The following is a 12,774-nucleotide window of genomic DNA, read 5'->3' as shown; positions in this document are numbered from 1 at the left end:
CAGAGAAAGCGAAAATTTTGGCCCAATGCCGGCAGCGTGGTGTCAGCATTACCGCTCTGCGCGAGCAGGTATTGGACATCGTTTTGGCAATGAGTGGGGTGGTCAAAGCATATCAGGTACTGGCATGTATGCAGCAGGCCAGCGGTGCGGCGGTCGCCCCGCCTACTGCTTATCGCGCTTTGGATTTTTGGGCAGAACAAGGCGTGTTGCATAAAGTGAGTGCTGTAAATGGCTATATTTTGTGTCGCCACGTGCAGCATGAATGCTCGGTGCATTGCCATGAGGAAGCGGCGCATCACCATAGTGCATTTGTGCTGGTGTGTACGGAGTGTGGTGCCGTAGATGAGCAAAGTTTGAGTCTGCAATGGGCAGCTTTGCAGCAAGGATTGGCGCAAACGGGCTTTGCTTTAAATGATGAACACATCGTGTTAACAGGGATTTGCCAGAAATGTCAGCAACACAAGCAGTCAATAAGCCAGTAGTACATCTATTTTCGGGTTTTCTTGGTGTGGGCAAGACCACCGCATTGAAAAGCTTGATGGCCCAAAAATCACCCCATGAAAAATGGGTGATTTTGGTGAATGAGTTTGGTGAAATCGGTATCGATGGGGCCGTGTTGGCAGATAATGGCATTCCCGTGGCGGAAATTGCGGGTGGCTGTTTGTGTTGTGTGGCCGGGCCGCAAATGGCGGCACAAGTGCAGCGCTTGTTGCGCGAGAATGCCCCCGACCGTATTTTGATTGAAGCCAGCGGTTTGGCGCATGCCGCCAGCGTAATTGATGAATTGAAAGACCCACCGTTGGGGGATTTGCTGCGCATTGGTGCGGTGTTTACGGTGGTCGATCCACGCCAATTTGTTGATGACAGTTTTGCTCAGCAGATGTTGTATCGGGATCAGGTGAGTGTGGCGGATGTGTTGGTGGCGAGTAAAACCGATTTGTGTGATGAAGCTACTTTGGTTGCATTCCGTCAGCGTGCCGCGGCTTTATTTCCGCCTAAGGCTCGGGTGGTTGAGGTGCACAATGCGCAACTGGAGATTGCATGGTTGGATTTGCCTGTGGTGGCGCAACGGCGATATCGCCTGCCCAATTTACCCAGTTTAGATTTAGGCTATCAATCTCAAGGCTATACGTTTGATGCGGGCCGCAATTTTGACGGCGAAAAACTGACTCAATTTTTCAATGAACTGCCCCAGCTCACGGAAGGATTGGTGCGCGCTAAAGGTGTATTTCAGGTGTTGGGTACGTGGGTGTGGCTTAATTGGGTAGATGGTCAATGGGGTGCCAACCAAATTGCATGGCGGCGAGACAGCCGTTTTGAATTGATTGCTCATGCTTTCGATGTCGATGCCATTGCCGAGCGGCTTCAGGCAGCCTTAGAAAAGTAAAATTGGTTTTATCAGTCTTGAATGGCATCAAAATTTGAGCGTTTGGCTTGTCCGAACGCTTTTTTTGTTGTTGACGCTGCAGTACACTCGTGAATGTATATTGGCTTGATGTGCGTGGCGAGGAGTGAATGATGAATAACATCACGGTGGGTGTGGTGCAGATGGTATCCGGCATGGACGTGAATAGGAATGTATTGACCATGCAGCGTTTGGTGCGCGAAGCCGTAGCACAAGGGGCGGAGTGGGTCGTGTTGCCAGAATATTGGCCGATTATGGGAAAACAGGATACGGATAAAGTGGTGTTGGCTGAGCCTTTTGGTCAAGGTGCTTTGCAACAAGCAATGCAGGATTTAGCGCGTGAATTGAATATTGTGTTGTTGGGGGGGACCATTCCTTTGCAAAGTCCAGAGGCGGGTAAAGTACTCAACACCATGTTGACTTATGGCCGTAACGGTGAGCTTTTGGGTCGATACGACAAAATGCATTTATTTGGTTTTACGGGTATTGGAGAGCGTTATGCGGAAGCGGATACCATCAGCCATGGCGAAGTGGTGCCGAATTTGATAATAGAAGGCATACCGGTAGCGCAAGGTGTTTGCTATGACCTGCGCTTTCCTGAATTTTTCCGCGCTCAGTTGCCATTTGATGTTTTGGTGTTGCCTGCGGCCTTTACGCATACCACGGGTAAAGCGCATTGGCAAACGCTGTTAACGGCTCGTGCCATTGAAAATCAATGTTTTGTGTTGGCATCGGCGCAAGGCGGGATACATGAAAATGGTCGGCACACATTTGGTCACAGTATGATGATTGATCCATGGGGTGACGTGGTGATCTCTTTGCCTGAAGGGGAAGGTGTGATTGTGGCTGAGTTGAATGGGGCACTATTGGACAGTGTGCGCAATAAATTACCGGCCTTAAAACATCGCCGTGTATAAAAAAACCTGGTGAGGTTTCAGGCAGCCTGAGTGTACATTCAAAAAGCCTTGATGGGTGCATCAAGGCTTTTGATTGATGTAATTTTGGTTTTATTGGTCATGCAATTTTGAATGGTGGCGGCTGTAACCAAAATAAATGAATAGGCCGATGATCAGCCATACGGCAAAACGCAACCAAGTATCCCAGTTTAAGCCTGCAATCAACACCAGGCAAAATACAATCGCAATCAATGGCGTGATGGGTACCAGCGGGGTACGGAAGCCACGACGTAAGTTAGGCTGTGTTTTCCGCATCCAGATGATGCCGGCTGAAACCATCACAAATGCGGCTAGCGTGCCAATATTCACCATCTCGGCCAGGATATTGATATTCACAAAGCCCGCCAGCAAGGCACAAACTACGCCGAAAAACCACGTTCCTTTAAAAGGCGTTTGGTATTTGGGGTGCACTTCGCCCAAAAACTTGGGGAAAAGACCATCGCGGCTCATGGCATAGCTGACGCGGGTTTGACCATAAAGCATCACCAGCATCACCGTGGTAATGCCCATGATGGCGCCTAAGCTCACAATCCAGCCCAACCATGTTTGTTGGGTTGCCTGAATCACTGCCATGACCGGCGCTTTCAAAAATGATTCTTGCGCATAAACGGTGTAGTTCACAACGCCGGTCATGATTAGCGTCATGATGATGTACAAGATGGTGCACACAATCAATGAGCCCATGATGCCTCGTGGTAACGCTTTACTGGGGTTGATGGTTTCTTCTGCACTGGAAGAAACAGCATCAAAACCAATAAAGGCAAAAAACACAATGGAGGCGGCGGGGATGATGCCGGCGGCTAAGGTGTGGCCTGTGGCCAAATCTTGGTGGAAAGAATACCAACCAAATGGGGCATAAGGATGCCAGTTGTCGGGTTTGATGTACCAAATGGTGGCCACAATGAACAAAATCACCACCACCAATTTAATGATCACCATGGTGTCATTCAAGCGTTTGGTTTGATTGATGCCAATGGCAATGAAATAAGTCAGAATCAACACAATCACGAAGGCGGGCAGGTCAAAAATACCGACTCCGTTTTCAGTGGTGCCGGCTGCAGAAGAAAGGGTGGCTGGCAAATGGATGCCAATATTGGCCAATAAACTTTGGAAATAGCCCGACCAGCCTACGGCCACCGTGGATACCGCCAAACCATACTCCAGCAGCAAATCCCAGCCCATGATGAAGGCGATTAACTCACCAAACGAAATATAGGCATAGGAGTAGGCGGAGCCAGACACGGGCGCCATTGATGCAAATTCAGCATAGCATAAGCCTGCGAACCCGCAACATATGGCGGCAATTAAAAAGGACAGAGACAAAGCTGGGCCCGCAGTTAAAGCGCCTTTGCCTGTTAATACAAAAATCCCGGTACCGATAATGGCGCCAATGCCCAAAAATACCAAATCATGGGTTTTGAGGCTGCGCTTGAGCGGAGAAACTTGCTCCGATAGCGCGGCCACATCTTTTTTACGTAATAAGCTCATAATGATTTCCAGCTATTTCAATGAAAGTAAACGATATTAATATTAATATATTTGCAGGTTAAAATTACATTTGTAAAAATTAGACAACCAAATGTATGTTTATACCCGGTTGTGATTTTGCACTTAAGGCCAAGAATATTCAATCGCTAAGTGCGTTGGAGTAGGTTGAAGGCATTGGTACTGGTGGCTTGCGCAATGGTGTGCCAATTCGTTTGTTTTAGTTCGGCCAACACTTTAGCCACAGATTGTGTGTTGCGCGGATGGTTGGGATGGTTGGGCTCAGGGGACATATAAGGCGCATCGGTTTCCAAGACCATGCTGCTTAATGGTAGCTCGGTTGCAATGCGGCGAATCTTACGGGCATTGGGCTTAAGCAAAAGCGAGCCCATGCCGATTTTGAAGCCACACTTGACCCATTCTTGTGCTTCTTCCAGGCTGCCTGAAAAAGCATGCGCGAAGCCGCCTTGTGTGAAATGGCAGCGCTTGATGCTGCTTAAACAAGCACTGCTTGCATGAACGTTATGAATGACCACGCAGCGCTGATGTGCTTGTGCTAATTGCAGCTGTGCTTCAAAAGCATCAATTTGCTGTTGTTGTGCTTCGGAAGAGGTGGCTCGCATAAAATCCAAACCGATTTCCCCAACCCATAGTTGAGGATGCGCAATTAGCCGTTGATTCAAGGTGGTCAATGCCTGGGCCAAATGGTGTTCACACACGAACCAAGGATGGAGGCCCAGTGCGGCATAAATGGCGTCGTATTGTTGCGCTAGCTTGAGAATGCTGTCCCAGTCATTTGGGGTTGTGCCCGGCACAAGAAAATGCGTTACCTCGGCCGCAGCTGCTTCAGCCAAAATCCTTGGCAATTGTTGCATCAGCGGTGCATGAGTCAAGTGGCAATGGGTATCAAACAACATTGGGCGGTGTGAATGAGGCAGAATTGCTCAATAAAAAACGGGCGCTCAGGCCCGTTGGTGGTATTAGGCAGAAGGCTCCGTTGAGGGTGCTGCTTCTGTTATCGCAGGTGTTGTTTGCACGGGCTCGACAGCAGCGTCTGATGATGGTGTGGCTGGTTTTGCTGCTGGTTGCATTGCCGGGTGTTGCTGGGCAATGGCTTGCTCTTCTGCGGTGACTTCACCTTTAAATCGATTGTTTAGGTCAAAGCGCTTACCACCGCGTGCCAGCGATTTGATGTAGCGGGGACGGCGGCAATGATTGGCCAGCACGCGTGCAATTAACGTAGAATCGAATTGCGGCAAAGCGGCCATTAAATCTTGATCAATGCCTACAGCCAATGGCTTAAAGCGCTTGAATACATCGTATTTTCCATAGATGTACTCAGCAATCATATCGGTTTGTTTTTTCTTGCTCATGGTTTGCACAGCGGTTTTTAATGCTGCGCCCAAGGCGGTTTCCTGACTCATGTTACTGCATCCTCGCGTGGTTGCTGAAACCATTCAGGCTGCTTTTTTTACGTATTTTCGCATAACTACGTTATCTTGGCGAACAAATAAACTTAATGGCCGATTTTTGGGGTGTGTACCACCACATCGGCATTTTGGGCACGATGGCGTAAAGCGTGGTCCATTAGTACCAGAGCCAGCATGGCTTCTGCAATGGGTGCGGCACGCAAGCCCACACAAGGGTCATGGCGCCCATGTGTGGCCAATGCCACTGGGTGGCCATCGACGTCAATGGAATGACGTGGCGTGGCAATGCTGCTGGTGGGTTTGATGGCGATGTCTACGTCAATACTTTGGCCTGTACTGATGCCGCCCAGTATCCCGCCTGCGTTGTTTGATAAAAAGCCATCGGGCGTGAGTTCATCACCATGCTCACTGCCGTGCTGCGTCACGCAGCCAAAACCTGCACCAATGGCTACGCCTTTTACGGCATTGATACTCATCATGGCATGGGCAATATCGGCATCCAGACGGTCAAATACGGGTTCGCCCAGCCCCACTGGAATGCAGCGTGCCTGAATGTGTAATGCAGCGCCGACAGAATCAAGTGCTTTGCGGGTACTGTCCATGTAGGCTTCTAATTCATCGATTTGGCTGTGATTGGCCGCAAAAAACGGGTTTTGGCTGATGAATTCCTCGCCTTCAAAAGCGATGGCGTGGTCACCCACTTGGGTAACGTACGCCACAATATGGGTGCCAAAATGTTCGCAAAGCCATTTTTTTGCAATCGCGCCTGCTGCTACGCGTGCGGCGGTCTCTCTCGCCGAGCTGCGCCCGCCTCCGCGATAGTCGCGGATGCCATACTTGTGCCAATAGGTGTAGTCGGCATGGCCTGGCCGAAAGCTCTGAGCAATGTTGCCGTAATCTTTGCTGCGCTGGTCGGTGTTGCGAATCAATAAAGCAATGGGCGTACCTGTGGTTTGGCCTTCAAATACGCCCGATAGGATTTCCACTTCATCGGCTTCTCGGCGCTGGGTGACATGGCGGCTGGTTCCTGGTTTACGGCGATCGAGATCACTTTGGATGTCGGCAGTGGAAAGCGCTAATCCTGGTGGGCAGCCATCAATCACACAACCCAACGCTGGGCCGTGGCTTTCTCCAAAAGTGGTCACGGTAAATATTTGTCCGAAGGTGTTGCCCGCCATGGTGTGCTCGTTATATCTAAGATTTTGAAAATAAATTGGATTCAATCGTGGTGTGCTGATTGTTGTTGGCTCAAAAGGCACTGAATCCGACGATGAAAATGGCCACAAAGTGTAGCATGAAATGATCATTCAGGCAGCCTAAGGTAGCTGAATCGGCTGCCTGAAACCCAAAACATAATGAAATGGAAAACCTCAGCGATCAGGCCATGATTGGCTTCGAATGGCACGACCCTGTTGATATTGTGTTTGGGTCTGGACATTGCCGCTAGGGTAGTACAAGGTTTGACTACCGCTTTGCGGATAAGCAAAAGCATTTTTGAGCTGGCTTTGTTCAATCAACATGGGATCGGTGCGCTTTTGGCCATTGTCATGATAAAAATCTTGTACCAGATAGAGATCACCACTTTGTTGGCTCAGTATTTTGCGGAAGAAACCACCAGCCACGGGTTGACTTTTTTCCTGTCCATCTGCGGCGAAATAGCTGGCTACCGTTTGTTCTGAAACATGAATGCCACCATTTGAGTGACTCCCAAGGGGAATGGTTAATGCGGTACCAATGCCCACATGGTGACTACCGCCGCCAATGCCAATCGATAATCCGGCTGGGCTGATGCCACCACTGCATGCGGTCACGGTCAGTAAGATGGTCAATATGCCACAATATTTGTAAGGGATATTCATGTTCTGGCTCCAATGCCAATGGATAGAGAAGAGTATAACAATGAATTTATGTTGATGCTGGTGGGTTTGATTCGGAGGTGGTTTTTTTAGGCAACCATGCCCATGTCATGGTCACGATAATCGGCTCTTCATCGCTCTCATCGAATACTTGGCAAGGCACCACTAAGTGACCACGTTCGGTTTGCTGCATCAAACATGCTTGCCCTTCATCGATGCGCGCAAGCGCTCTCATGTTGCCCACAGATCGACGTACATAATCGATGTGCATAGACTTGAGTAAAATCAATTTGTCATCGGGGGTATTCATATTGGTCACAAAGCCGGTGGCGGTCTCAGCCAGTAATGCCATCACACATGCATGTATGCCGTGAATGTGGTTTTGTACTTTGCGCTGGTTGCGTATGCTGACGTGCACCTCTTCTGTGCTGATGTGCTCGAAACGCAGGCCTGTGGTTTTAATAAAAGGCACAAACCGACTCATTAGCCAGGTTTGTAAAGGAATTTGCCAAGCAGCAGGAAAACGGTGTAGTTGCTTGAGCTGTTTTGCCATTTTGTTTTCAATGCGCATATTTTCTCCTTAGTATGGTCTGAATGCTGGTGGTGGCTGCCTGAATGCAGGCCTAGGCTTTCAATTTAATGATTGAATTATGGTGCCGAGGGCTTATCGGATAAGCATTGATTGGGTATGATAACTGCCTGAGCAAGGCTGCCCATAGGAAATGATTAGTATGAACACTTTAAAATTTACCAAGATGCATGGACTGGGCAATGATTTCATGGTGGTAGACGGTATTCGGCAAGCGTTTGATACGACTGCTGCACCGATCTCATCATGGGCAAACCGCCATACTGGCATTGGCTTCGATCAGCTATTGTTGATTGAACCTGCGCAAACGCCTGCTGGAGACTTTCGTTATCGTATTTTTAATGCGGATGGTTCTGAAGTGGAACAATGTGGCAATGGTGCTCGTTGTTTTGTGCGCTTTGTCACTGAAAAAGGCCTGACTGCCAAGCATGAAATTGTGGTGGAAACCGCAGGTGGCATCATTGTGCCGCGTTTAAATGACAATGGTAGCATTACGGTAGACATGGGCAAGCCTGCATTGGCTGCAGAGAAAATTCCGTTTAAGCCCGTATCGGATGTGGATGCGCATGCGTTGATGCATACGATTGTGGTGGGATTGGAATCTATTCCTGTAAGCTGTGTGAATATGGGGAACCCCCATGCGGTGATTGTGGTGGACGATGTGGATTTGGCGCCCGTGGCGACTTTGGGAGAGGCCATTGAATCTCATCCGCAATTTCCACAAAAGGTGAACGTGGGCTTTATGCAGGTATTGTCACCCAATCACATTAAATTACGGGTATTCGAACGGGGTGTTGGTGAAACACAAGCATGTGGCACTGGTGCCTGTGCCGCTGTGGTGGCAGGTATCCGCTTGGGTGTGCTGGATGATGTAGCTCCTGTTGAGGTGGATTTGCGGGGCGGTCGTTTAACCATCACCTGGCAAAATGATGACAGCAGCCATGTATTGATGACGGGCCCTGCAGCCACGGTATTCGAAGGAGAGGTGGCATATTAATGGCCATAAGTGAACAAACCATTCTGCATTATCTGCAGGCGCATCCTGATTTTTTGCCTAAGCATGCCGAGGCGCTGGGAATCAGGTTGCCTGAAAGCAAAATTCTGTCTTTCCAACAAGGTAGCTTGCAAGCGCTGAAGCTGAAAACTGAAAAGATGGCGCAGCAATTGTCTGTGATGTTGGCCAATGCGGAAGAAAATCAAGCTACTACGGCAAAATTGTTGTCCTTTAATCGACATTTGCTGGCAGTAAATACCGTGAATCAATGTATTGATACGGTGATGCTGAGTTTGGCGGAGGATTTTCATTTGCCCCATGCTGGGTTGTTTATTAGCATGGCAGTGGAGAAAGTACGCGTTAAGGCTGCTTATGATGTCCACAGCCAGAAAGCGGTCATGCAGGCTGTGAACAAACTTAAAGAACCCCTCTGTGGTACCCACATCGCGCCTGCGTTATTGGCCTTGCTGCCTCAACAAGCTGCGTTAGAAAGCTTTTTGCAACTGCCCGTGGTTTGGATGGATCATACTATTGCCGTTTTGTTGATCGGTCATGAGGACGCCACTTATTTCCACGAAGCATTGGCTACGGATTTTGTGGAGTCGATGGCTGACAGTTTGTCGGTGGTGTTGGCAAGATTGTTGAGGTTGCCTGCAGCATGATGAATCTCAGCTGGGTGGTTTTGGGTGTCTATGTGGCTATTTTTGTGTGGCGTACATGGGTAGCACAACAAAGCTGGTGGCTGGCAATCAGCGTGGTGTCGTGGGTAATGCTGGGGTTGCTGGGTGCTTATTTTGTACCAGGTGTATTGGGAATTGCGCATGAGCAAAGTGCGTTTATGGTTCCTTTATATGTGTTGATCGGTTCCGTCACCCAGTGGCGCTTATTGCGGCCTGAAGCCAAATCGAGCGATGTGTATTTGTCTTTATTGGCCGCATCGGGTTGGATCATGCAATTGGCTTGGTTGGTTTTGCTGTTGATGGTTTTATGGCAATATCCCCGAGGTTTCAGTATTTTTTCATTGACTAGCTTGTTGCAGCTGTATGTTTGGCAGCCCGTGTTTTGGATATTGAGTCAGTGGATATTGATGTTGCTAATCTGGATGAATCAAGGGCAATGGCGCGATTATTGGAAGGCCAGTTTTCTGGTGGTATTGCTTTGGTTTGTGGGTTATGTGGTCGCAGATTTATTGAATTGGATTTAGATATACGTGGATAAGTGATGCACTGGTGTTTGAATGAATCGATGAATAGCGAGATAAATATAAAAAAAGCCAAACTTAATGTTTGGCTTTTTATTACATGCTTTTCTCTTATTGAGCAGAAGCAGCAGAAGCAGCTTCAGTAGCAGCAGAGGCAGCTTCAGTAGCAGCAGAAGCAGCTTCAGTAGCAGCAGAAGCAGCTGAAGAAGCGGCTTCAGTAGCAGCAGAGGCAGCTTCAGAAGCAGCAGAGGCGGCAGAAGCAGCAGGAGCAGATTCTTGACCACAAGCAGCCAACAACAAAGACATCAGGCAGCAGCCAACAGAGATTTTTTCATGATTTTATAACCTTAAATTTATATCAAAACTATCATTTAAATGATTGAAATCCAGTTCACACACCACCGAAATAGTGTTTTTGCATGATGTGCAAAACTTGTGCAAGTCGAATTATGCGCTGAGTAGTTAACAATTGCAACGCAACAATGTGCTCTCGTGGGGGGGCTGAAAATAACAGCAATCAATAATTTCATCGGCGGCTGAGATTCTGGGTGATGAGGAAGGCCAATAAAGTAAGCTATTTCAGATTTGTATTTAATAAAGTATTTGATTATAAATACTTTATTTTTGGTAATGTCTCTAGTTGTGTAGAGCAAAATAAAATGAATGCGATTCACATATAAATTTTTATTTGTTGTTTTGTTGCAACAAAATTGTCACATTGGCATTTCATTAGTTTTTAAGATTGTGTCGAAATCTGATGGGCCAATACTTGTAGCTTGGGTGCGACGTCGCGAATAAAGTCATCCATGTGCCAGCGTGTGGAAGGTGCACTGGCGTTAATGGAGTGTGTGAACCGCTCTTCTGCACGGTTATAAACGCCAACGGCAACCGCCAAAATATCTGAAGAAAACTCCCCATTAGATAGGGCGTAACCATGTTGTTCAAAATAGATTTTGTGATCTTGTAACCGTTGCCAATCGGCGGTAAATGTTTGTGGATTTTGTGCTTGCATATTGAATGCCAATAATTGCGTTTGTTGTTCATCGGCCACTGCGAAATACGCGCGGCCAATGGCTGTGCGTGCAATAGGGACTTTGGAGCCAACCATCAACTGAACTGCGAGTCTGGCCGGACTGCGTACGCTCGCCAAATAAAGCATTTCTCCCATTTCTTCTTTTGCTAGGCTTACCGATACTTGGTTTTCACTGGCAAAACGGCTCATCAGCGGTTGGGCTAAACGGGTAATGTTGTACTGAGCCCAAGCACTTGCGCTGAGCTGAATGCTGGCCATCCCTAAGCGATAACCCCCAGCTGGATCTGCGACTAAATATTGGCTTTTGAGCAAGGTATAAATCAGGCGTGAAACCGTGGCTTTGGGTAGTGATGTTAAATCACAAATGGCTTGATGGGTGAGGGCTGTATCACTGTTACCAAAAGAACTGAGGATGCTTAAACCGCGTGCGAGCGCGGTCACAAACTGACGATCGTTGTGTTCTTCAGCCAAGGCAATTTGCTTGAGAATTTGATCGGCCACTTTACATTCCTTCTGGGTCACGTTAAATTGTTTCGTATAGTAAAACATAATTCCGTATAGCGAAACAATTTTTATTTTATTCGGATGAAATAGAGAGGATGAATCATGGGTAAAGTGGATAAGCGACCATCGTTTATTTGGGATGATGCATTGTTGTTGCGCCAGCAGCTCACAGAAGAGGAACGCTTAGTGGCAGAAACGGCGGAATCCTTTTGCCAAGAACAATTGATGCCAGGCATTGTTTTGGCTAATCGCAGCGAATATTTTGATCGCAATATTTTACGTCAGATGGGTGAGTTGGGTTTGCTGGGCGCAACCATTGATGGGTATGGTTGCGCAGGGCTATCTCATGTGGCTTATGGGTTAATTGCCCGCGCTGTTGAGCGAGTGGATTCTGGCTATCGCTCGGCCATGAGTGTTCAATCCAGTTTGGTGATGCACCCAATCTGGGCGTATGGCACTGAGGCACAGCGGGACAAATACCTGCCAAAACTGGCCAGTGGTGAATGGGTAGGGTGTTTTGGCCTCACTGAGCCCAATGCTGGCTCCGACCCTGCATCGATGCAAACGCGCGCGCGTACTGTCGATGGAGGTTATGTGCTGACCGGCAGTAAGATGTGGATTACCAATAGCCCGATCGCGGATGTTTTTGTGGTCTGGGCAAAAGACGATGCTGGCGACATTCGTGGCTTTATTTTGGATAAAGGCATGAAAGGTTTGAGTGCCCCAAAAATTGAGGGTAAATTTTCTTTGCGTGCATCAATTACAGGCGAGATTGTGTTGGATGAGGTGTTTGTGCCGAATGACAATGTGTTCCCTGAGATTCGTGGCTTAAAAGGGCCGTTTGGTTGCCTGAATAAAGCGCGCTATGGTATTGCATGGGGGGCGATGGGTGCGGCTGAATTTTGTTGGCATGCTGCGCGCCAATACACGCTAGATCGGCAACAATTTGGTCGTCCGTTGGCCGCAACACAATTGGTGCAGCTGAAACTGGCAAACATGCAAACGGAAATTACATTGGGTTTGCAGGCGGCGTTGCGGGTAGGACGATTAATGGATGAGCATCAAGCGGCACCAGAAATGATTTCGCTCATTAAGCGCAATCACTGTGGTAAAGCTTTAGACATTGCCCGCGCGGCGCGGGATATGCATGGCGGCAATGGGATTGCCGATGAATTCCATGTGATTCGCCATGTCATGAATTTGGAGGCTGTTAATACTTATGAGGGAACGCATGATGTGCATGCATTGATTCTCGGCCGAGCACAAACGGGCATCGCTGCGTTTGCTTAAGCAAACTTAGCCTGCTGATGGTTTTTCAGGC

Annotated in this window: 15 protein-coding genes; 7 read left to right on the top strand and 8 right to left on the bottom strand. The window is 48.2% G+C overall.

The genetic code is table 11. The features are described 5' to 3' along the window. The 3 genes from A2F46_RS05045 to A2F46_RS05035 all read left to right on the top strand — a co-directional run. Nucleotides 1–482, top strand: a 482-nt coding sequence (locus tag A2F46_RS05045) for a Fur family transcriptional regulator (protein ID WP_066567524.1), incomplete at its 5' end; no start/stop codon positions are given. Then, nucleotides 449–1,387, top strand: coding sequence for a GTP-binding protein (locus A2F46_RS05040; RefSeq protein ID WP_066567513.1), 939 nt, complete (start codon nt 449–451; stop codon nt 1,385–1,387). The genes A2F46_RS05045 and A2F46_RS05040, both read left to right, overlap by 34 nt. A gap of 131 nt (nt 1,388–1,518) precedes the next feature. Next, nucleotides 1,519–2,322, top strand: a complete 804-nt coding sequence (locus A2F46_RS05035; RefSeq protein ID WP_066567508.1) for a carbon-nitrogen hydrolase family protein — start codon at nt 1,519–1,521, stop codon at nt 2,320–2,322. Nucleotides 2,323–2,412: 90 nt separating this feature from the next. Here A2F46_RS05035 and A2F46_RS05030 read toward each other — a convergent pair whose 3' ends face one another. The 6 genes from A2F46_RS05030 to A2F46_RS05005 all read right to left on the bottom strand — a co-directional run bounded on the left by A2F46_RS05030 (nt 2,413) and on the right by A2F46_RS05005 (nt 7,703). Continuing rightward, entirely contained in the window at nt 2,413–3,849 is a 1,437-nt protein-coding gene (locus A2F46_RS05030; RefSeq protein ID WP_066567505.1) for an amino acid permease, read from the bottom strand. 146 nt (nt 3,850–3,995) lie between these two features. Then, nucleotides 3,996–4,763, bottom strand: a complete 768-nt coding sequence (locus tag A2F46_RS05025; protein ID WP_066567503.1) for a TatD family hydrolase — start codon at nt 4,761–4,763, stop codon at nt 3,996–3,998. A gap of 63 nt (nt 4,764–4,826) precedes the next feature. Next, a complete protein-coding gene (locus A2F46_RS05020; protein WP_066567497.1) occupies nt 4,827–5,270 on the bottom strand; it encodes a ProQ/FINO family protein in 444 nt (147 codons plus the stop codon). Between the two features lie 92 nt (nt 5,271–5,362). Then, nucleotides 5,363–6,454, bottom strand: a complete 1,092-nt coding sequence (aroC, locus tag A2F46_RS05015; RefSeq protein ID WP_066567553.1) for a chorismate synthase — start codon at nt 6,452–6,454, stop codon at nt 5,363–5,365. Nucleotides 6,455–6,646: 192 nt separating this feature from the next. Beyond that, nucleotides 6,647–7,135 (bottom strand): hypothetical protein, encoded by a 489-nt coding sequence (locus tag A2F46_RS05010; protein ID WP_066567495.1) that lies wholly within the window; start codon nt 7,133–7,135, stop codon nt 6,647–6,649. 46 nt (nt 7,136–7,181) lie between these two features. Further along, complete coding sequence (locus tag A2F46_RS05005; protein WP_066567493.1) at nt 7,182–7,703, bottom strand: DUF4442 domain-containing protein; 522 nt, start codon at nt 7,701–7,703, stop codon at nt 7,182–7,184. 160 nt (nt 7,704–7,863) lie between these two features. On the opposite strand from A2F46_RS05005, the gene dapF reads away from it, so the two are divergent. From dapF to A2F46_RS04990, 3 genes are read left to right on the top strand one after another with little or no spacing between them, the layout of a single operon-like run. Further along, nucleotides 7,864–8,718 (top strand): diaminopimelate epimerase, encoded by an 855-nt coding sequence (gene dapF / locus A2F46_RS05000; RefSeq protein WP_066567490.1) that lies wholly within the window; start codon nt 7,864–7,866, stop codon nt 8,716–8,718. Further along, on the top strand, nt 8,718–9,377 hold the full coding sequence (locus A2F46_RS04995) for a DUF484 family protein (RefSeq protein WP_066567484.1): 660 nt from the start codon (nt 8,718–8,720) through the stop codon (nt 9,375–9,377). Before dapF ends, A2F46_RS04995 begins: the two co-directional genes overlap by 1 nt. Then, on the top strand, nt 9,374–9,919 hold the full coding sequence (locus A2F46_RS04990) for a hypothetical protein (RefSeq protein ID WP_156471563.1): 546 nt from the start codon (nt 9,374–9,376) through the stop codon (nt 9,917–9,919). The genes A2F46_RS04995 and A2F46_RS04990 overlap by 4 nt, the downstream gene beginning before the upstream one ends. 108 nt (nt 9,920–10,027) lie before the next feature. On the opposite strand, the gene A2F46_RS04985 is transcribed toward A2F46_RS04990, so the two are convergent. Further along, on the bottom strand, nt 10,028–10,222 hold the full coding sequence (locus A2F46_RS04985) for a hypothetical protein (protein WP_066567479.1): 195 nt from the start codon (nt 10,220–10,222) through the stop codon (nt 10,028–10,030). A gap of 430 nt (nt 10,223–10,652) precedes the next feature. After that, the gene (locus tag A2F46_RS04980; RefSeq protein ID WP_066567476.1) at nt 10,653–11,450 is read right to left on the bottom strand and encodes an IclR family transcriptional regulator; all 798 of its coding nucleotides are present in this window, start codon (nt 11,448–11,450) and stop codon (nt 10,653–10,655) included. 105 nt (nt 11,451–11,555) lie between these two features. On the opposite strand from A2F46_RS04980, the gene A2F46_RS04975 reads away from it, so the two are divergent. Next, nucleotides 11,556–12,743, top strand: coding sequence for an acyl-CoA dehydrogenase (locus A2F46_RS04975; protein WP_066567473.1), 1,188 nt, complete (start codon nt 11,556–11,558; stop codon nt 12,741–12,743). Nucleotides 12,744–12,774: the final 31 nt, after the last annotated feature.

This window comes from Snodgrassella sp. CFCC 13594 (assembly GCF_001590725.1).
In the GTDB taxonomy this organism is placed as follows: Bacteria; Pseudomonadota; Gammaproteobacteria; order Burkholderiales; family Neisseriaceae; genus Snodgrassella.
This window is presented reverse-complemented; position numbering and strand designations above follow the sequence as displayed.